The following is a 19,005-nucleotide window of genomic DNA, read 5'->3' as shown; positions in this document are numbered from 1 at the left end:
TCACCCTGAATTATCTCAGGATCTATTAGTGTTAATAGAGTAGATAAATGCTGAAATAAATCCGATAACTATCGGATCAGCATGACGAATTATGTTTCTAACGTAACGCTAAAGTTTGTGCTCTGTCTGGTCCTACAGAAAGGAATTTGATTGGCACTTCCAGTTCTTTTTCTAAAAATGCGATATAATCAGTCAGCTTAGCCGGTATTTCATCTACTGAAGTGATTTTGGTTACATCTGTAGCCCAGCCCTCAATTGCTTTTAATACTGGTTTTGGTTCAATAGAAATGATATCGTAAGGCATGTAATCGATGGTTTCGCCATTATACTCGTAGTGGGTACAAGCGTAAATCGTATCAAAGGTATCTAAAACATCGGCCTTCATCATAATTAATTCGGTTACCCCATTTAACATGATCGCGTATTTTAAAGCAGGAAGATCGATCCAGCCACAACGGCGGGCACGACCTGTAGTTGCACCAAACTCGTGACCTAATGCGCGTAAATTTTCGCCAACTTCATTATCTAATTCAGTAGGGAAAGGACCGCCACCAACACGGGTGCAATAAGCTTTAAAAATACCATAAACAGCTCCAATTTTGTTTGGGGCAATACCTAAACCGGTACAGGCACCTGCAGTTGTGGTGTTACTCGACGTTACGAAAGGATATGAACCAAAATCTACATCTAATAAGGTTCCTTGCGCACCTTCTGCCAAGACCGCTTTTCCTTCTTTTAAGAAACCATTCACATAATGCTCACTGTCTACATGAGGAATGGTTTTTAAGAATTCGATGGCCTCAAAAAATGATGCTTCTTTTTCCGCTAATTCATATTCAAAACCTTCATAGTGAGAAAGGATTTCGGTATGTTTTTCTACCAGTTTGGCATAACGCTCTTTGAAATCAGGTAAGGTGGTATCACCAACGCGTAAACCGTTACGGCCGGTTTTATCCATATAAGTTGGACCAATACCTTTTAAGGTTGATCCGATTTTGTTTTTACCCATGCGTGCTTCGTTAGCGGCATCCAATAATTGGTGGGTAGGTAAAATCAAGTGTGCTTTACGGGCAATCACCAATTTGCCATCGGCAATCGGATCATGACCAGCTTTTTTTAAATTATCTAACTCTCTTTTTAGGATAATAGGGTCGATTACTACACCATTACCGATCAGATTCATGGTTTTCTCGTTAAAAATTCCTGATGGGATGGTATTTAAAACGAATTTTTTGCCATCAAACTCTAAAGTATGTCCGGCATTTGGGCCACCCTGAAAGCGGGCGATAAGATCATATTTTGGACTTAGTACATCAACGATTTTTCCCTTTCCTTCATCGCCCCACTGCAGGCCGAGAAGTACATCTACTTGCGTCATTATTTAATAAATTAAGCTGGTTTTATTTGTATTTTGATTTAATTTTGTTCAATTTTTTCGACTGTTGCTGCACTTTCACTTACTTTTCTGGCCATGCTGCAATCAGAGCAGAAACCATAAAGATTTAACGAATGGTGTTTAACATCAAATTTTAAAAGATCACCAACCATGGTTTGGATCTGGTGGATGCGGGGATCGCAGAATTCTACTACCTTACCACACTCGATACAGATCACGTGATCGTGCTGGCGGTAACCGTAAGATTTTTCGAATTGTGCCATGTTTTTACCAAACTGGTGCTTGGTAACCAGGTCGCAGGAAACCAATAATTCCAGCGTATTGTAAACCGTAGCACGGCTCACGCGGTACTTTTGGTTTTTCATGTGGATATACAGGGTTTCTACATCAAAGTGGTCGTTTCTTGAATATATTTCTTCCAATATAGCGAAACGCTCTGGTGTTTTACGTAGATTTTTGTTTTCTAGATAAGCCTCAAAAATCTTGCGAACGAGCTCATTTGTTTTTTGTTCAGACATAGTTTTTAAACTCCATTCAAAGGTAGTTAATTAGTTTGATTGTTCGAGGGTTAGATTGTTTAAATGTTGTAAGATTAGTCTGAAGTCCGCAGTCTTTAGTCCATAGTCAAAGCTTTCGACTTTGAACTCCGGACTCCTTGACTTAGGACTGTGGACTAACTAAGCATCAAACCTCGTTACGCCGGTTACGCCTCTCACTTTTAATAAATTTTTAATCAGGTTTTCCAGGTGTTCGGTATCGTTTACAAAAATCATAATCGAGCCATCAAAAATTCCCTCATTCGTATCTACGGTGATAGAGCGCATATTCACTTTAAAATCGGTGGAAATAACGCGTGTAATGTTGTTGATTAAGCCAACATCATCAATACCCACAATGCGTAAGCCGGTTAAGAAAGTTAATTCCTGTTGTTTGTTCCATTTAGCTTTAACCACACGATAACCATAATTGGCCATTAACTGTGCCGCATTTGGGCAGTTGGTGCGGTGTATTTTTATTCCTTCGCTTACGGTGATAAATCCAAAAACATCATCGCCGGGTATCGGGTTACAGCAGGCTGCCAAGGTATAATCGATACGCTGCATATCTTCACCAATGAGTAAAATATCAGATTCTCCACCCTTAATCTTACTCTTTATTCCATCAACAGAAAGATTTTCAGGTCTTTCCGGGCTACGGCTCTCTACTTCTTTTCCACTTGATAGATACTCTTTAATATCTTTCAGCTCTATTTTGCCGAGGGCAACATGTACAAAGAGTTCCTGGGTAGACGGTAGCTTAAAGAAATAGCTTAGTTTTTGAATGTTTTCTGTATTGTAGGTGATTTTAAGCGATTTCAGTTTTCTTTCTAAAATTTCCTTGCCATTTTCGGCAATTTTCCTTTTTTCTTCTTTTAACGACGACTTAATTTTCGACTTGGCTTTAGCGGTAACAACCACATTGAGCCAATCTTCTTTAGGCGTTTGTTTACTCGAGGTGATAATCTCTACCTGATCGCCATTTTGAAGTTTGTAGGAAATCGGAACCAGTTTGTGGTTAACCTTGGCACCAATACAGGTTGCGCCTACATCGGTATGGATCTCGAAAGCAAAATCCAATGCAGTAGCACCTAAAGGCAGTTGGATTAAAGCACCTTTTGGCGTGAAAATAAAAATCTCGTCCGAGAAAAGGTTCATTTTAAAATCATCGAGGAAATCTAAAGCATTGGCTTCAGGATTACTCAGCATTTCGCGTACTTTCTGGATCCATTGATCTAGACCATTGTCATTGCTCGATTCTTTGTATTTCCAATGTGCAGCAAAACCTTTTTCTGCAATTTCATTCATGCGTTGTGTACGGATCTGCACTTCCACCCATTGCCCGCGTGGACCCATTACCGTGGTGTGCAAGCTTTCGTAGCCATTTCCTTTTGGTGATGAAACCCAATCGCGTAAACGATCTGGATTTGGGCGGTATAAATCGGTTACGATGGAATAGGCTTTCCAGCAATCGGCTTTTTCATTTTCCGGTGCTGAATCCAAAATAATCCGGATGGCAAAAAGATCATAAACTTCCTCAAAAGGAATGTTTTTCTTTTTCATCTTGTTCCAGATCGAGTGGATAGATTTAGGTCTGCCATAAACATCGGCCACTAATCCTTGTTCATGAACTATCTCGTCAATAGGTTCTACGAATTTTTTGATGAAAAGTGCACGTTCTGCCTTTTTCTCGTTTAATTTTTTTGCAATGAATTTATAGGTGTCAGGATCAAGATATTTCATGGAAAGATCTTCCAATTCTGACTTTATGGCGTATAAACCTAAACGGTGGGCGAGGGGAGCGTACAGATAAATGGTTTCTGAGGCGATTTTAAGCTGCTTGTGGCGGGGCATAAAATCCATTGTACGCATATTGTGCAAACGATCGGCGAGTTTAATCAAAATTACCCGGACATCATCAGCCAGGGTAAGCAGCATTTTACGGAAATTCTCTGCCTGTAATGAGCTATTGGTATCGAAAACGCCAGAAATTTTGGTTAAACCATCTATTATTTTAGCAGTTTTTTTGCCGAATTCGCGTTCAATATCTTCTAAGGTAATATCGGTATCCTCTACCACATCATGCAGTAAGGCACATACTATAGAAGTTGTGCCCAAGCCAATTTCTTCGGCAGCAATCTGCGCAACGGCAATAGGGTGGTAGATATAAGGTTCGCCAGATTTCCGGCGCATGTCTTTATGGCTTTCGAGTGCCATATCAAAAGCTTTGCGGATTTCTTTTTTATCCCCCTTCTGTAAAGTAGATTTGCTTGCCCGTAGTAATGCCCTATATCTTTTTAGAATCTCTTGCTTTTCCGCCTCTAAATCAATCACTAACTCTGTTTTCATTTGTATTTTTTGCGTAAAAATTGCGTCTTATTTATGAATAAAACTTATATTAGTTCTGTTGAACAACTAATATATGAAATAACACCTAACTTTGTAAAAGTATAAATTTATGAAATTTAAAGGGCTATTTTTTCTTTGTATTGTAATGATTTATGGTGTTTCACTGCAAGCGCAGGAACCAACTGCCCCTGTATTCCCTAAGTTAGGCAAAAGTGATACCATAAAAGTAGCCTCAACGAATGACAATGGAGTAATGATTCCATGGATGCAACTGAATGAGGTTAACATTTATGCCGCCAGGATCTGGAAATCGCCCGCTGAGCAGGCTGCTTATAACCGTTTGCGGTACAATGTATTAAAGGTAATGCCTTATGCTTTGTTTGCTAAACGCCGTTATGAACAACTGGAGCAGGATTTGGCCAAAACGGCAGAAAAAAAAGAACAAAAACAATTGGTTAAACAATGCGACAAGGAAATCAAAGACATGTTTAACCGTGAAATAAAGGAGTTGACGATTACTCAAGGTCAGATTTTAACGAAACTCATCGATCGTGAAGTGGGCCGAACAACATATGATATTGTAAAGCAGACCAAAGGTGGTTTTGCTGCATTTTCTTATCAGATTGTTGCCCGTGTGGTGGGACATAATTTAAAAAGCACTTACGATCCGAATACGGATAGAGATATAGAATCTATTATCCGTACTTCAGGGTTTTATCAATAATATATCATGCAGGAGCGCATCCCAAATATTTATTCGTTTAAGGTTATGAAAGTTAATGGCGAAGAACAGCCGTTATCAGCTTATCGAAATAAGGTTGTTTTAATCGTAAATACCGCATCAGCATGTGGTTTAACACCACAGTTAAGGGAATTGCAGCAACTTAAGGACGAGGTTAACAGCCCTGATTTTGAAATTCTGGGTTTTCCTTCCAACGATTTTGGAAAGCAGGAACCTTTAAACGGATCTGATATTGCATCTTTCTGTGAAATTAACCATGGCGTGAAATTTCCGGTTTTTGATAAAATTATCGTTCGCGGGGAAAATGCTCACCCGCTTTACCAGTTCCTGAGCGATAAAAAACAAAACGCAAAACTAAGTTCAAAACCACGATGGAACTTTCATAAATACATCGTGAATAAAAATGGCGAGCTGGAAGATTATTTTTTCCCGTTCACTAAGCCATTAAATTCGAAAATCAAAAAGAAGATTCAGCAACTGCTGAGTCAGAATGCCCAATAATTAAATCAATGAAACCGACATTATTTAAATAATCATTAAACCAGATGGATAATGATTATTTTAATGATTAAAGGTTCCATCTGACAATTGAAAAACACAAAAAACAAAGATGAACTTAGATATTTTAGTAATAGCCGTGCATCCTGATGATGCAGAGCTTTGCTGTTCAGGTACGATTTTAAAACATATTGCCCTCGGTAAAAAAGTAGGTATTGTAGACTTAACCAGAGGTGAACTCGGTACAAGGGGGACAGCTGAAACAAGAGACGAAGAAGCGGCAGATTCAGCTAAAATTTTAGGCTTGCATATCCGCGAAAATCTGAGATTGAGGGATGGCTTTTTTCAGAACGATGAATTTCACCGTTTAGAAGTGATTAAAGCCATCAGAAAATACCAACCAGAAATTATTTTAAGCAACGCGCTTGAAGACCGTCACCCTGACCATGGAAGGGCTGGCGACTTGGTTTACGATTCCGTTTTTCTATCGGGTTTACCAAAAATAGAAACATCAGTTGATGGGATTCTGCAAGATGCACATCGTCCAAGATTGTTATTGCAATTCATTCAAGATCGGTATTTAAAGCCAGATATTATCGTAGATATCTCTGACCACATGGATAAAAAGATCGAATCGATCCAGGCTTTTAAAACACAGTTTTATAATCCAGATGTAGAAGGTCAGCAAACCTATATATCCTCGCCAGCGTTTTTTGAAAGCGTAATAGGCCGTTCGAGAGAATTTGGTAAAAGCATTGGAGCTACTTTTGGCGAAGGTTTTACTTCGAGGAAATTATTAGGTGTTGATAATTTGTTTGATTTGCGTTAAAATCAGCTATTTAATCAAATTAAAAGTGCATGCCTGGTATTTAAGACATGCACTTTTTTTAATAGCCCAATTATTTAGACTCTAAATTCCCCTTAATCTCACCAGCTTTAAATGCTGCTTTTGTTTTAAGATCGTCTACCTTATCGGCAGCTTTGTCAGCCAAATCGCTCGCTTTGTCTTTCAGGTTTTCTCCTGTTGTTTCAGCCTGGCCTTTAGCTTCTCCGGCAGCAAATGCTCCCTTTGTTTTCATTTCATCGTATTTGTCTTCAGCTTTATCTTTCAGGTCTTCAGCTTTATCCTTTACATCTTCCCATACATCCGCTGCTTTATCTTTTGCGTCTTCCCAGGCATCTTCAGCTTTGTCCTTTAGATCGCTTAATTTACTCTTTGCTTTATCAAAGAAACTTTGTTCTTCTTCTGGTAATTGATTTTCTGTGCTCATATAAATTGAATTTAATTAGAACCATAAAACAGTACTTTAATAATAATGTTTTGCATTACACTTTCCAGTTGTGAAGTGCTAAATAGTTAGTATGGAGCGATCTAAATGATGAGCCAACAAAACTGACCTTCATTTGTTATTCTCAAAACGAATAATAATGGCGAATATATTTTCTTCTCTCAAAAACGCTTACCAACTTTTTAAACATGTAGATTTCGGCAAACTGGAAGCTTTATCGAAAAAGGTTGATTTACCCAAAATGGTTGAAACGATATCAAGCCTCGATGATAAACAGATTCAGGGGATGATGAAAATGATGGGTGGATCTGGGAAAAAGAAAGAATTGCCACCTATTGAGGGCGATTTTTACCATTTGGGCGATGAAGCGTTAAAGGATGAAGACCGTGCACTTCAGTTAAAAGTACGGGCTTTTTTAGAGCAGGAAGTAAAACCCATCGTGAACCACTATTGGAACAAGGCAGAATTTCCATTTGAAATTATTCCAAAACTTGCTGAACTTAATATTTGTGGTTTAACCTACAAAGGTTATGGCTGTCCGGGTAAATCGAATTTGATGGAAGGCATTTTAGCGATGGAGATGGCCAGGATTGATACCTCAATTTCTACTTTTTTTGGGGTACAGAGCGGTTTGGCCATGGGATCGATTTATTTATGCGGTTCGGAAGAACAAAAACAACAGTGGTTACCGCTAATGCAGCAATTTAAAATCATAGGCGCATTTGGGTTAACTGAGCCCGAAGTTGGGTCTGCCGCTGCCGGCGGATTAACCACAACCTGTAAAAAAGTAAATGGCAAATGGATATTAAACGGTCAGAAAAAATGGATTGGTAATGCCACCTTTGCCGATATCTTAATTATCTGGGCACGCGATGAGGATAGCGGAGAAGTGAAAGGGTTTATCGTAAAAAAAGATAATCCGGGTTTTGCCGTAGAGAAAATGCAGGATAAAATGGCCTTACGGATTGTACAGAATGGAATTATTACCTTAACCAATTGCGAGGTAGAGGAAGCAGATCGCCTGCAAAATGCCAACTCATTTAAAGATACCGCTAAAGTACTACAAATGACAAGGGCAGGTGTGGCCTGGCAGGCGGTAGGTTGTGCCCGCGGCGCTTATGAAAATGCCTTGGAATATACGCGTACCCGAAAACAGTTTGGTAAACCCATTGCATCTTTTCAATTGATTCAAAATCACCTGGTAGAGATGTTATCGAATTTAACGGCTATGCAAACACTTTGTTTCCGTTTATCACAGCTACAGGACCAGGGTTTATTGAAAGATGAACATGCTTCGCTGGCCAAGGTTTTCTGTTCATTAAGAACGCGTGATGTTGTCAGTAAAGCAAGAGAAGTGATGGGCGGAAACGGTATTTTACTTGAATACAATGTAGCACGTTTTGTGGCCGATGCCGAAGCAATTTATTCTTATGAGGGTACCAAAGAAATTAACACCCTGATTGTAGGTAGGGCGATAACGGGGTTTTCAGCTTTTGTTTAGATGATCGGAACTTAACGAAGTTTGAAAAGGTAATTAGTTGCTTGTCAGTCTGAGCGTAGTCGAAGACCGCTGTGCATAATGATAAATTTTTAGGTTTTGGAAATGAATGTCAGTATTTCATAGGTACTGTTGCCCTGCCATTCGCTGCAATCTTTTTGCGCGTTTTGTAGTGCCTGGTACTAAAGTAGTGTGCTGTACAGATGCTTCGTACCTCAGCATGACAGCATATGCAAGGGTAGTGCAAGCAAAAAGGATTTTCGCTGCTGTCAGGTTTATTGAACGATGGCTTGCTTTCAAGGTGCAAAACTTTGTATGTAAACCCGATTGCAGCGAACATCCCGATTTTTTCATCGGGATAAAGCGGAAAGCGGGACTGAAAATGCCAAATGTGCTGGACCCTTCATTTCCGAATAATGATAAATTTTTAGGTTTTGGAAATGAATGTCAGTATTTCATAGGTACTGTTGCCCTGCCATTCGCTGCAATCTTTTTGCGCGTTTTGTAGTGCCTGGTACTAAAGTAGTGTGCTGTACAGATGCTTCGTACCTCAGCATGACAGCATATGCAAGGGTAGTGCAAGCAAAAAGGATTTTCGCTGCTGTCAGGTTTATTGAACGATGGCTTGCTTTCAAGGTGCAAAACTTTGTATGTAAACCCGATTGCAGCGAACATCCCGATTTTTTCATCGGGATAAAGCGGAAAGCGGGACTGAAAATGCCAAATGTGCTGGACCCTTCATTTCCAAATAATCATGAATTTTTAGGCTTTGGCCCGACGTTTAACTTCTGTTTAAAAAGGATGTTTATTAAATGCGACCTGGCTCATCGCACTTTTTTCATATAAAGCAATACAGGCTTTGTTGAAGGCTGGATCAAAATTTACTTCACCAGGCTGTAAGTTCTGCGGAATATTTGCATGATGCATAAAAAAATACACTTTGGTATTACCATATTTGGTATGGGGCATTAAATTGCCATAATCTTCCATTTCTTTCCAGATCGAATCTTTAACTGTCACCACATAAATCCGTTGGATAGGGCCGGTGTTATTGTCATTTCTATATTTGATCACTTCTTTAAAGCCAGCTTTCATATCACTAATTCCTGGCTGATCAAAAACATTTTTAACCATAAAAAAGATCAATACTAAAACACCTGCAACCAGGAAATAAACCGACGATTTTCTGTTCATGCCTACAATAAAGGCAATATTTTTTCCATAACCGTCAGGCCTTCGTCAATATGCTTTTGCCCAATGCAGAGTGCCGGACGGAAACGTATCGTTTTTTCACCACAACCCAAAAACATCACATTGTTTTCCAGTCCTTTGCCAATAAATGCATTGCGCATTTCTTTTGTCGGGAAATCGAAAGAGCATAACAGGCCTCTTCCACGTACATTTGTCATTTGATCGAATTTATGCGATAGATTTTCCAGTTGATCTTTTAAGTATAGGCCTACTTTTGATGCATTTTCGCATAGCTGATCTTCCGCTATAATCTGTAAAATCTGAGAAGAACGTACCATATCAACCAAATTGCCTCCCCATGTGGAGTTAATTCGGCTGGGTACTTTAAATACATTACTTTCAATTTCATCTACCTTTTTGCCAACAAGGATGCCGCAAACCTGCATTTTTTTGCCGAAAGCGATAATATCCGGTCGGGCTTTTTCACTAAAATGCTGGTGGCACCAGAATTTACCCGTTAATCCTACGCCAGTTTGTACTTCATCATAAATCAAAAAGGCATCATTTTCATCCGCCAGTGTTTTAAGTTGAATCAAAAACTCTTCTCTCAGGTGGTTATCTCCTCCTTCTGATTGGATGGGTTCTATAATGATGGCGCAGATCTCATCTTTATTCTCTGCAAAGGCTTTTTTGATCTGTGCAAGCGAAGCCTCTTCAGTTGCAATGGCATGATTTAAGTGATTTCCGGAAAGCGGAAATTTAACTTCCGGAACGGCCACCCTCGGCCAGTCGAACTTGGCAAACCATTTTGTTTTATCGGGTAGCGTATTGGTTAAACTCAGTGTGTAACCTGTACGGCCATGAAAAGCCCTTTCAAAGTGTAAAACTTTAAAACCTTTTTCTTCAGTATATCCTTTTGCAAAGTTTTTCTGAACCTTCCAGTCCATGGCAACCTTAATGGCATTTTCTACTGCTAAGGCTCCACCTGCAATAAAAAAAGCGTGTGGCAGATAATCGGGAATACCAATTTTAGAAAATGTTTCCACGAATTGTGCATATTGCTGGGTATAAACATCGGAGTTCGATGGATTGGACAAAGCAGCGAGTAAAAGATTCTTTTTAAAAGCTTCGTCATTAACCATTTTAGGGTGGTTATAACCCAATGGAACAGAAGCAAAACAAGTGAAAAAATCGAGTAAAGTCCTATTGTATTTCGAGTCGTAAATGTAAGCGCCCTGACTTTTTTCCATATCATAGGTCAGGTCGAAACCATCGGCCAAAATGTGCTTACTCAAAGATTCGTTAACGCGATCTGCAGGTACTGTTAATTGATACATAAACTTGGTTTTGGTATAATCCAAATTTAGTTAAATGTGCCTAAAATCAAAATTTAAGCACTTTTTCTGCATTTTACTTAAAAAATAGGTTTAAACAGTTTAAAGTATGATTATAGACAAAATCGGGTTTTGGACTTCACAGATGTGGAAAACTTTTTTAATGGAATGCTTTATTAAAGTACCTTTTTTTGATAAATATGCGGGCACCAACCTTTTTATTTTCCATTCATTAGGGAAGCTGCTTCTGTTGCATACTGGCGGATCTATATTTTAGAAAAACTAGTTTTATCATTTCAGGCATAAAATAAATCTTTAGCTTGAATGATGTTAACTTCTTTACTGGCAATAATGTTCTGACCAGTCCGTTTTTAAAACTAAAAACTCCTTTTAACTATGGAAAAAAGATGTTATTTCATACTGATCATGGTGGTTGCCCTATGTGGTTCAGCTGGCGCACAAGCAACAACTGCCAAACCGCCCACGGTTTTAGCAACCAACAGAAAGATGATTGATTCCCTGGATCAGAAAATTGTTGAAACAATAGCCCTTAGGGAAAAACTGGTTAAGGAGATCGGAGAATATAAGGCCAAGCATAAAATCCCGGCGCTACAGACTTCCCGCTTTCAGGAAGTAGTCAATCATGCTGTTAAGGCTGGAATGCAGCAGGGTTTATCTGAGGAATTCGTTACCGAGCTTATGAATGCGATTCATCGCGAAAGTCTTAGGATTGAAAGCAAAGCCGCTAATTATTGAAATTAATTTTTAAAATCAGAATTCAGTACACAAAAATCCACATCTAAACACATGTTTAAATGTGGATTTTGTGTTTTAGAGCAAAGCTGTTTAAAATATGATTAAAGACAACTCAACTTTTGGACTTTCAAAAGTGTGGAATGGTTTTTCATTTGATCAATGCTTTTTGTCTTTTAGCTGACAGCCTGCTGCTTCAATAATGTGCACTGGCAAACATTGCTACAATTTGTCCAGAAAATCCAGGTATAGCGGAACGCTTTTTTCAACCCAGTCTTCAGAAGGATGATGATCAATTCCATAGTATGCAAAAAATGGTTGGTAATCGGCTTTAACATATTCAAAAGAAAGCTCAAAAGGACGGGTAAGTTCTTCCAGCGGATATTTGTAAATACCAGAAGAACTGAGCTCATCCTGATCTACACCTAATGAAATGGCCAATGCGATTTTTTTGTCTGCAACTTTATAACCGCTTTTGCTTCCATATGCCCAGCCATGTGTAAGCACCTCATCTAACCATTTTTTGAAAAAGGCAGGGCAGTTAAACCAATAATAAGGAAACTGAAAAACAATCTTTTCATAATCTTCGATCAACATTTGTTCTGCAGGCACATTGATTTTTCCATCAGGATATACCTCATGCAATTGATGTATATGGAATTTATCAGGGAATTTACGAAGTTCTTCGATCCATCTCTTGTTAACAACAGAGTTTTGGATATCGGGATGAATGACGATGATGAGTGTTTTCATTTCAGTAGTTTTAAAATTATCAGCTACAAAAATAAGATAGCTTGCCTGCAATATGTATATTAGCTACCCATTGTATGATACTATAAAAAATGTAAGTAATGTCTAAAATCAAGGAAACATCGACCAATTTTGCAAATAAGCAGGCATTAGCCGATGAATGTCCGGAAGTTTATGCGGCCAATATTATCGGAGGGCAATGGGCATTGGTCATCTGTTCCTGGTTAATTAATGGCAAACTCAGATTTGGTGAACTGAAAAAACTGTTGCCTAATATTACCGAACGCATGTTGACGCTTCAGCTCCGAAAACTGGAAGAGAACAAAATTATTAAACGTACTGTTTATGCTGAAGTTCCGCCACGTGTGGAATACGAACTAACACCAATAGGTTACGAACTTAAAGCAGTTATTAAACAACTGGAAAGTTGGGGAGATAAACATAAGGCACTGGATTCAGCAAACAGCTTAAACATTACCAAAACGAATTAAGCAAAAAGAAACTTCTAAAACTTATCCATCATCCCCAAAAGGCCCATTAGCCCCCCTGTATGGATTGCCAACACTTTTTCATCTTTGCCGATAATGCCTTGTTTTGCTAAATCCTGGATGGCATAAAACATTTTTGCTGTATAAACAGGATCCAAAAGTATTCCGCTCTTTGCCGTAAAGGTTTTGATAAAGCTAATCAGTTCAGGAGTGGTTTTGGCGTAGCCTCCAAAATGATAGTCAAGATGAAGTTTGAGATGTTCAGATACAGGTGTATATTGTGCAATTTCTTCTTGAATAAAATAAGCCCCCTTTAGTACGGGGATGATATGTAACTTCGTATTTAGCTGGTGTTGCCTGATCCCGCTCAACAAACCTGCCGCTGTGGTTCCTGTTCCTGCAGCACAAAAAATGTGGTCGTATGGTGCTGTCAATTCGTCGATTATTTCTGCACAACCGATGGTGGCCTCAACAGAAGCTCCGCCTTCATTTATAAAATAAGCCTGTTCATCATGGGCGAAATGCTTTGCGAACAATTGGAGTTTATCCCGATAACTTTCGCGGTCGGTAAAAATGAGTTTCATCCCAAATAAGCTGCAGAGCAATAACATCTCATTTTTTACTTCTTCGCCACGTACAAAAGCAGTTGATTGGAGTCCTGAGCGTGATGCAGCAGCGGCTGTAGCGACCAGGTGATTGGAATAAGCACCACCAAAGGTAACCAGATGCGTTTTGTTTTCATCCTTTGCCTTCGCTAAAATATATTTGAGTTTGCGCCATTTATTGCCCGAAATGTAAGGGTCAATAAGGTCATCCCTTTTAACAAACAGGTTGTTTAATGGTGCAAATGATATTTTCTGTACAGGGCTATATATTTCTTCTAACACGCGTAAAAATAAAAAACACCTGAATATTTCAGGTGTTTTCAAACACTATTAAATTTATAAGTCACTTATTTACCGATACCTAAACCAATACCGGCATTAACCATGCTGTATTTTGCCTGGGTATATGAACCATAGAACTTAAAGAAACCAAACTTCAGCTGAAAGCCTACACTTCCTCTTACCCCATTGATATCTCTTTGATTTACAGCAATCGGGTCGGTATAATTTACCGACTGACCATTACCAGTATCAAAAGAATAGGTACCCAAAGCCTTTAAATCAGTATTAGAAGTTTGATACCCCAGACTGGCAAATGGCGTAAAAAATAAAATTTGTTTTGATACAATTGCGTCAAAATTTACGCCGTTAAACCTGGCATCGATATGTTGGTTAGAACCTGTCGAATTATTGATATTTAAAGGTAAGGTGTATTTATATTGTGTAAAACCACCTGCAATAGCAATATCAACTGGAATAAGCTTTTCGGTAGTATTCCCCACAAGTAGTGGCAGCAATTCTACCTTCGCTCCAAAACCAATCATTGATAGACTCCCCAGATCGCTGCCCAGTTTTATTTTAGGCATTGCTCTTAAAGTAACATCAATGTTTTTGGGCAGACCCAAAGTAGCTTGTAACTGTACAGCAGGCACAACATGGAAGCCTAAACCTTTTGGAAGATTAAAAAATGATGTTGTAGGTTGGCCGTTGCTGGCATAAATCTGCATTTTTCCGCCAACCTCATCGTTGCCAAAAGCAGTTGGACCTATAGATGACGAACCAACTGCAGGTCTGATGTTATTAAGACCTAATGTATTTACATCATAGCTTCGGGCTGATTGCGGCACAAAGGCGCCGGAAACTGAAAAGCGAACATCGAATTTTAACAAACCTTTAGATTTTGCAGTATTACTCCATCCATCCGTTAAGCCAATGCCCAAACCTTTGTATAAGGGATCGAAATAAGCGTTGATCAATTTGGTCGCATCATCCGGACCAGACTTAAAAAGGTCCCCAACATTTTGCTGAGCGTTTGCTTTTTGAGCAAATACCAATAAAAATAAGGCGCATATGGCCTTTAAAACGTAGCATTTTTTCATATAAGACAATTTAGAATGATTTGATTATGAGTAAAGATAATGCTGTTTTTCTGAAAAATGCAATCATTAAAAAATTCTTGAACTTAAAAGTTTATTTTTGCACCATGGAAAATGTGGTCGGATTGCAGGAATCGGAAGAGCAGGAATTATATGAACATTTAAAGATTATTGTTGATAAGGGGCAGTCTTTGCTGCGTATCGATAAATTTTTGATGGTGCGTGTAGAAAATGCTTCCCGAAACCGTATTCAGAATGCAATTGATGCAGGGAATGTACTGGTTAACCAGAAACAGATAAAAGCGAGTTATAAAGTTAAACCTTATGATGAAATATCTATCGTTTTACCCCATCCGCCACGTGACACAGAAGTTTATCCTGAAGATATCCCATTGGATATTATTTACGAAGACGGCGATTTGCTGGTAGTAAATAAGCCTGCCGGGATGGTTGTACACCCTGGTTTTAATAATTATACCGGAACATTGGTTAATGCTTTGGCCTTCCACTTTGAACAACTCCCTCAACTCCCCGGCAATGATGGCCGTCCTGGCCTGGTACACCGGATTGATAAGGATACCTCGGGATTATTGCTGATCAGTAAAAATGAAAAATCGATTACACATCTTGCCCGTCAGTTTTTTGATCACAGTATAACCCGTAAATATATTGCATTGGTTTGGGGTGATATCGAAAACGAAGGAACGGTAAGCGGTTACATCGGCCGAAGTGTGAAAGATCGTCGGGTGATGGATATTTACGATGATGAAGAAAAAGGAAAATGGTCGGTAACGCATTATAAAGTATTAAAGCGTTTAGGGTATGTTACCTTAATCAGTTGTGAACTCGAAACCGGCCGCACACACCAGATCAGGGCGCACATGCAGCACATTGGTCATCCATTATTTAACGATGCTATGTATGGCGGCGATAAGATTTTAAAAGGCACTACGTTTAATAAATACAAACAGTTTGTGGATAATTGTTTCGAATTGTTGCCACGACAGGCTTTACATGCGCAAAGTTTAGGTTTTATACATCCAAGTACTAAAGAATACATGCATTTTGAATCCCCACTACCGCCCGATTTTAAAGCTGGTTTAACCAAATGGGAAAATTATATCGCTACATCATAAAATATGTCTCAGGATTACCTTTTATTTAATGATGAATTTTTGGCGGCAGATACCCCGATTTTAACAGCTTCGAACAGAAGTTTTAAATTTGGTGATGGATTGTTCGAAAGCATGCGGATGATTAATCATAAGTTGCAATTTGCCGATTTACATGCCGATAGATTAACGGCTGGCATGAAAGCGCTAAAAATTGACGGACATGCTTTAATGGACGACTATTTTCTGCGTCAAAAAACCGCCGATCTGGTAAAACGCAACAAATGGAACGGTAACGTCCGTTTCCGGCTGTCTGTTTACAGGGGAGGAGCTGGGGTTTATACGCCTGAAATCAATAAAGCAGGTTATATTTTGGAGGGTATTCCTTTAAAAACATCTATATATGAGTTAAACAGTAAAGGTTTGATCATTGATGTTTATGATGAAATGACTAAACCAGTTAATAAACTCTCGAATTTTAAAACTGCCAATGCCCTGCTTTATGTTATGGCCGGGCTTTTTAAAAGCCAGCACCGCCTGGATGAGGCCATGATCCTGAACCAACATGGATTTCTTTGCGAAAGCATCAGTGCCAATGTTTTTGTAGTATACAATAAACAGATTTATACACCTGCCCTTGCAGAAGGTTGTATCAGTGGTGTAATGCGTACAGCTATTATGCAATTATGTAAAATGAACGATATGCCTTTAATTGAGGCACAGATCAACCCCGAAATATTAAAAGAAGCCGAAGAAGTTTTTATTACTAATGCTACTCAAGGCATACAATGGGTAATGGGCTATGGGAGGAAACGGTATTTTAATGAGGTATCTAAGTTTTTGATCGAGAAATTGAACGCTTTATAATAACCTGTCCTCAATTTCCATAGGAGGCAAATTTCTTTTGCTTCGGCGATGTTACATTTGATTTCTATCGGTTTGTGTTGACCTGAACTGTATTTTTAGTATTATTGGTCACACACACAAATTTAACCGAAATGAAAAAATTACTCATGCTCGTAATGGCTTGCTATGGCCTGAACGCCCGTTCACAGCAGTTGAACGAATCCAGAAACTTTCTGTACTTCTATTCAGATTCTACAGTTTATGCACAAAAGATCAGGTTGCGGCCGGATTTAACCGGCGGGTGGTCGCTTCGGGCCGATTCAAGGCGGATACCGGTGTCACAGGTCAAATTTTTTAATAATCAGGATGGCTTTTTTGCCAACACCAGAAAACTCAGTCTTTTGGGAGCGGCCTCTTTTGCGGAGCGGATTATTGAAGGTAAACTCAATCTTTATCAGGAAGTAACTTATGATGATGTTCCGATAGAAGGTGAATATTATGGATTTATAGATTACAGGCGGCAGGCAGTAAACAACCGGATGTTTATTAACAAGGGTTATGCCGATATTAAAAGGGTAAACTACCGCAATTTAAATGATGCCATGGCTGATAACCCGAAAAGTTTAGCGCTGTTAGGACGATATCGGAATACTAAAATTACAGGTATTGCGATGTACGTGGCGGCAGGAGCTGCAATTATTGCCAGTGGGATTACGCTAATGTCGGAAGGTAAACAGACCGGTACAACTTTTGGCGGGATTCCTAAATATGCAGACCGTAGTTATACCGGCAGTTTTGTTTTGCTGGGCCTGGGTGCGGGTTTAAGTATAGGAGGATTTCTGGTAGGCGAATCTGGTAAAAAGAATATAGAAAAGGCTATTGATAATTATAACCGGTAGCTGAACAAGATTGTTATTGCTTTCCAGAAAAAGAGGGATTTAATTTGGTCATCATGCAAAGATTTAACCCTTTCTTTTTCTGGAAAGCAAATTCTGTGGTACTTCGGTTCCGCTAGTCCCGCCCTTTGCTTAATCCCGATAAAATGATCTCATGAATGAAATATCCTTAAACGGGATAACGCTGTCGGTCGGGTATTTACTGCCGGCAGTAGTCCTGCCGTAGTCACCCAAACCCATCTATGTGCGATTTTTTAAACAAAGAATCTAAACTTTAAAAGATCCTTCATTGCATTCAGGATGACATATAGTTTACTGCCGGTTGTTAGACTTCAGGCTCCAGACTTAGGACTCCAGACTTAGAACTCCAGACTAGGGACTAACTTACAACCGCATTCCCCTTAAAAAATCCTCGATCAGCATTCTTTTTTTGCCTTCATATTGAATATCTAAAAGTTTGATAAAACCATCTTTAGCCGCAAATTTTAAATAGGTTTTACCGTCTGTTAAAAAACCGCCAGCCGCTATGCCCGGTTCTTTATCTTCTATTTCGGCCTTAAATATCTTCAGGGTTTTATCGTTTAAAAAAGTAAAGGCAGTAGGGTATGGACTCAGTCCGCGGATTAAATTATAAACCGTCTCTGCCTTGTTATTCCAGTCGACTTTGCAATCGTCTTTGAAAATTTTTGGAGCATGTTTTAAGTCGCCGCTTTGTGGCTGCGGTTGTTCATTAACCTCGCCAGCCTCAATGGCTTTAAGCGTTTTTACCAGCAGGTTGGCGCCAATGTGCATTAGTTTATCGTGTAGGTCGCCGGCATTTTCTTCATCAGTTATGGGCGTACGGTCACTAAGGATAATATTGCCGGTATCGATTTCATGCGTGAGGAAAAAAGTGGTTACACCGCTTTCTTTTTCTCCGTTTATGATGGCGTGATTTATCGGGGCAGCGCCACGGTATTGTGGTAAAAGCGATCCATGCAGGTTAATGGTTCCTTTTGGCGGCATATTCCATACCACTTCAGGTAACATTCTAAAAGCCACAACTACTTGTAAATCGGCTTTATATGATCTGAGTTGCTCAAGAAATTCAGGGTTCTTTAACTTTTCTGGCTGCAGAACAGGAATGCCTTTTTCTACAGCGTATTTTTTTACTGCACTTTCATTCAGTTTTTGGCCACGTCCGGCAGGCTTATCTGGTGCAGTAACCACTGCAACTACATCGAAACTGGCTTGTACCAAGGCATCTAAAGAGGCTACCGCAAAATCGGGCGTACCCATAAAAACTATTTTCATAAGGAAAGTGTTGTGTTTCTAAAAATAACGTGGATATCCACGCTAAAGTTTTG

The 19,005-nt window shown here is 39.2% G+C and carries 19 protein-coding genes; 9 read left to right on the top strand and 10 right to left on the bottom strand.

The window, feature by feature from the left end; genetic code table 11:
* Window positions 1–97: 97 nt before the first annotated feature.
* The 3 genes from ABEG20_RS11750 to ABEG20_RS11740 form a co-directional block, all read right to left on the bottom strand.
* Window positions 98–1,378: an adenylosuccinate synthase gene (locus tag ABEG20_RS11750; RefSeq protein ID WP_406823535.1), complete on the bottom strand. Its 1,281-nt coding sequence runs from the start codon at window positions 1,376–1,378 to the stop codon at window positions 98–100.
* A gap of 38 nt (window positions 1,379–1,416) precedes the next feature.
* Entirely contained in the window at window positions 1,417–1,914 is a 498-nt protein-coding gene (locus tag ABEG20_RS11745) for a Fur family transcriptional regulator (RefSeq protein WP_265852281.1), read from the bottom strand.
* Between the two features lie 159 nt (window positions 1,915–2,073).
* A complete protein-coding gene (locus ABEG20_RS11740) occupies window positions 2,074–4,281 on the bottom strand; it encodes a bifunctional (p)ppGpp synthetase/guanosine-3',5'-bis(diphosphate) 3'-pyrophosphohydrolase (RefSeq protein ID WP_205059065.1) in 2,208 nt (735 codons plus the stop codon).
* Window positions 4,282–4,390: 109 nt separating this feature from the next.
* Between ABEG20_RS11740 and ABEG20_RS11735 the strand changes: the two genes are divergently transcribed.
* The 3 genes from ABEG20_RS11735 to bshB1 all read left to right on the top strand — a co-directional run bounded on the left by ABEG20_RS11735 (window position 4,391) and on the right by bshB1 (window position 6,350).
* Window positions 4,391–5,005 (top strand): DUF4294 domain-containing protein, encoded by a 615-nt coding sequence (locus tag ABEG20_RS11735; RefSeq protein ID WP_406823534.1) that lies wholly within the window; start codon window positions 4,391–4,393, stop codon window positions 5,003–5,005.
* Window positions 5,006–5,011: 6 nt separating this feature from the next.
* Window positions 5,012–5,524 (top strand): glutathione peroxidase, encoded by a 513-nt coding sequence (locus tag ABEG20_RS11730; protein WP_406823533.1) that lies wholly within the window; start codon window positions 5,012–5,014, stop codon window positions 5,522–5,524.
* A 109-nt stretch (window positions 5,525–5,633) separates the two neighbouring features.
* Window positions 5,634–6,350 (top strand): bacillithiol biosynthesis deacetylase BshB1, encoded by a 717-nt coding sequence (gene bshB1, locus ABEG20_RS11725; RefSeq protein WP_406823532.1) that lies wholly within the window; start codon window positions 5,634–5,636, stop codon window positions 6,348–6,350.
* Window positions 6,351–6,420: 70 nt separating this feature from the next.
* Here the strand turns inward: bshB1 and ABEG20_RS11720 are convergent, their stop codons facing one another.
* Window positions 6,421–6,792, bottom strand: coding sequence for a hypothetical protein (locus ABEG20_RS11720; protein WP_406823531.1), 372 nt, complete (start codon window positions 6,790–6,792; stop codon window positions 6,421–6,423).
* Between the two features lie 157 nt (window positions 6,793–6,949).
* Here ABEG20_RS11720 and ABEG20_RS11715 point away from each other — a divergent pair, with 157 nt between their 5' ends.
* Window positions 6,950–8,311: an acyl-CoA dehydrogenase family protein gene (locus ABEG20_RS11715; protein ID WP_406823530.1), complete on the top strand. Its 1,362-nt coding sequence runs from the start codon at window positions 6,950–6,952 to the stop codon at window positions 8,309–8,311.
* Between the two features lie 789 nt (window positions 8,312–9,100).
* On the opposite strand, the gene ABEG20_RS11710 is transcribed toward ABEG20_RS11715, so the two are convergent.
* Window positions 9,101–9,502 carry a hypothetical protein gene (locus ABEG20_RS11710; RefSeq protein WP_406823529.1) on the bottom strand — a complete coding sequence of 134 codons (402 nt, stop codon included), beginning with the start codon at window positions 9,500–9,502 and terminating at the stop codon, window positions 9,101–9,103.
* 2 nt (window positions 9,503–9,504) lie between these two features.
* Window positions 9,505–10,836, bottom strand: coding sequence for an L-lysine 6-transaminase (lat, locus tag ABEG20_RS11705; protein WP_406823528.1), 1,332 nt, complete (start codon window positions 10,834–10,836; stop codon window positions 9,505–9,507).
* Window positions 10,837–11,229: 393 nt separating this feature from the next.
* Between lat and ABEG20_RS11700 the strand changes: the two genes are divergently transcribed.
* Window positions 11,230–11,589, top strand: a complete 360-nt coding sequence (locus ABEG20_RS11700) for a chorismate mutase (RefSeq protein ID WP_406823527.1) — start codon at window positions 11,230–11,232, stop codon at window positions 11,587–11,589.
* 219 nt (window positions 11,590–11,808) lie between these two features.
* Here the strand turns inward: ABEG20_RS11700 and ABEG20_RS11695 are convergent, their stop codons facing one another.
* Complete coding sequence (locus ABEG20_RS11695) at window positions 11,809–12,339, bottom strand: NAD(P)H-dependent oxidoreductase (RefSeq protein WP_406823526.1); 531 nt, start codon at window positions 12,337–12,339, stop codon at window positions 11,809–11,811.
* A 98-nt stretch (window positions 12,340–12,437) separates the two neighbouring features.
* Between ABEG20_RS11695 and ABEG20_RS11690 the strand changes: the two genes are divergently transcribed.
* On the top strand, window positions 12,438–12,827 hold the full coding sequence (locus tag ABEG20_RS11690) for a winged helix-turn-helix transcriptional regulator (protein WP_406823525.1): 390 nt from the start codon (window positions 12,438–12,440) through the stop codon (window positions 12,825–12,827).
* 14 nt (window positions 12,828–12,841) lie between these two features.
* On the opposite strand, the gene ABEG20_RS11685 is transcribed toward ABEG20_RS11690, so the two are convergent.
* Window positions 12,842–13,753, bottom strand: coding sequence for a 1-aminocyclopropane-1-carboxylate deaminase/D-cysteine desulfhydrase (locus ABEG20_RS11685; protein ID WP_406823524.1), 912 nt, complete (start codon window positions 13,751–13,753; stop codon window positions 12,842–12,844).
* Between the two features lie 23 nt (window positions 13,754–13,776).
* The gene (locus ABEG20_RS11680; protein WP_406823523.1) at window positions 13,777–14,808 is read right to left on the bottom strand and encodes a DUF6588 family protein; all 1,032 of its coding nucleotides are present in this window, start codon (window positions 14,806–14,808) and stop codon (window positions 13,777–13,779) included.
* Between the two features lie 104 nt (window positions 14,809–14,912).
* Between ABEG20_RS11680 and ABEG20_RS11675 the strand changes: the two genes are divergently transcribed.
* The 3 genes from ABEG20_RS11675 (at window position 14,913) to ABEG20_RS11665 (ending at window position 17,662) form a co-directional block, all read left to right on the top strand.
* On the top strand, window positions 14,913–15,941 hold the full coding sequence (locus ABEG20_RS11675) for an RluA family pseudouridine synthase (RefSeq protein WP_406827395.1): 1,029 nt from the start codon (window positions 14,913–14,915) through the stop codon (window positions 15,939–15,941).
* Window positions 15,942–15,944: 3 nt separating this feature from the next.
* The gene (locus ABEG20_RS11670; protein WP_406823522.1) at window positions 15,945–16,784 is read left to right on the top strand and encodes an aminotransferase class IV; all 840 of its coding nucleotides are present in this window, start codon (window positions 15,945–15,947) and stop codon (window positions 16,782–16,784) included.
* A gap of 131 nt (window positions 16,785–16,915) precedes the next feature.
* Window positions 16,916–17,662, top strand: a complete 747-nt coding sequence (locus ABEG20_RS11665) for a hypothetical protein (RefSeq protein ID WP_406823521.1) — start codon at window positions 16,916–16,918, stop codon at window positions 17,660–17,662.
* 381 nt (window positions 17,663–18,043) lie between these two features.
* Here the strand turns inward: ABEG20_RS11665 and fmt are convergent, their stop codons facing one another.
* Complete coding sequence (gene fmt, locus ABEG20_RS11660; protein ID WP_406823520.1) at window positions 18,044–18,952, bottom strand: methionyl-tRNA formyltransferase; 909 nt, start codon at window positions 18,950–18,952, stop codon at window positions 18,044–18,046.
* Window positions 18,953–19,005 lie beyond the last annotated feature (53 nt).

The organism is Pedobacter sp. KACC 23697, assembly GCF_045348445.1.
GTDB lineage: Bacteria > Bacteroidota > Bacteroidia > Sphingobacteriales > Sphingobacteriaceae > Pedobacter.
The sequence above is the reverse complement of the archived record's forward strand: the minus strand, read 5'-3'. Positions and strand labels throughout refer to the sequence as shown.

Bases quoted from the DNA above. Each gene is read 5' to 3' on its own strand.
- ABEG20_RS11675 (WP_406827395.1), top strand. From the start codon at position 14,913: ATGGAAAATGTGGTCGGATTGCAGGAATCGGAAGAGCAGGAATTATAT.
- ABEG20_RS11710 (WP_406823529.1), bottom strand. From the start codon at position 9,502: ATGAACAGAAAATCGTCGGTTTATTTCCTGGTTGCAGGTGTTTTAGTA.
- ABEG20_RS11750 (WP_406823535.1), bottom strand. From the start codon at position 1,378: ATGACGCAAGTAGATGTACTTCTCGGCCTGCAGTGGGGCGATGAAGGA.
- lat (WP_406823528.1), bottom strand. From the start codon at position 10,836: ATGTATCAATTAACAGTACCTGCAGATCGCGTTAACGAATCTTTGAGT.
- ABEG20_RS11745 (WP_265852281.1), bottom strand. From the start codon at position 1,914: ATGTCTGAACAAAAAACAAATGAGCTCGTTCGCAAGATTTTTGAGGCT.
- ABEG20_RS11695 (WP_406823526.1), bottom strand. From the start codon at position 12,339: ATGAAAACACTCATCATCGTCATTCATCCCGATATCCAAAACTCTGTT.
- bshB1 (WP_406823532.1), top strand. From the start codon at position 5,634: ATGAACTTAGATATTTTAGTAATAGCCGTGCATCCTGATGATGCAGAG.
- ABEG20_RS11740 (WP_205059065.1), bottom strand. From the start codon at position 4,281: ATGAAAACAGAGTTAGTGATTGATTTAGAGGCGGAAAAGCAAGAGATT.
- ABEG20_RS11680 (WP_406823523.1), bottom strand. From the start codon at position 14,808: ATGAAAAAATGCTACGTTTTAAAGGCCATATGCGCCTTATTTTTATTG.
- ABEG20_RS11730 (WP_406823533.1), top strand. From the start codon at position 5,012: ATGCAGGAGCGCATCCCAAATATTTATTCGTTTAAGGTTATGAAAGTT.
- ABEG20_RS11665 (WP_406823521.1), top strand. From the start codon at position 16,916: ATGAAAAAATTACTCATGCTCGTAATGGCTTGCTATGGCCTGAACGCC.
- fmt (WP_406823520.1), bottom strand. From the start codon at position 18,952: ATGAAAATAGTTTTTATGGGTACGCCCGATTTTGCGGTAGCCTCTTTA.
- ABEG20_RS11715 (WP_406823530.1), top strand. From the start codon at position 6,950: ATGGCGAATATATTTTCTTCTCTCAAAAACGCTTACCAACTTTTTAAA.
- ABEG20_RS11670 (WP_406823522.1), top strand. From the start codon at position 15,945: ATGTCTCAGGATTACCTTTTATTTAATGATGAATTTTTGGCGGCAGAT.
- ABEG20_RS11735 (WP_406823534.1), top strand. From the start codon at position 4,391: ATGAAATTTAAAGGGCTATTTTTTCTTTGTATTGTAATGATTTATGGT.
- ABEG20_RS11690 (WP_406823525.1), top strand. From the start codon at position 12,438: ATGTCTAAAATCAAGGAAACATCGACCAATTTTGCAAATAAGCAGGCA.
- ABEG20_RS11720 (WP_406823531.1), bottom strand. From the start codon at position 6,792: ATGAGCACAGAAAATCAATTACCAGAAGAAGAACAAAGTTTCTTTGAT.
- ABEG20_RS11700 (WP_406823527.1), top strand. From the start codon at position 11,230: ATGGAAAAAAGATGTTATTTCATACTGATCATGGTGGTTGCCCTATGT.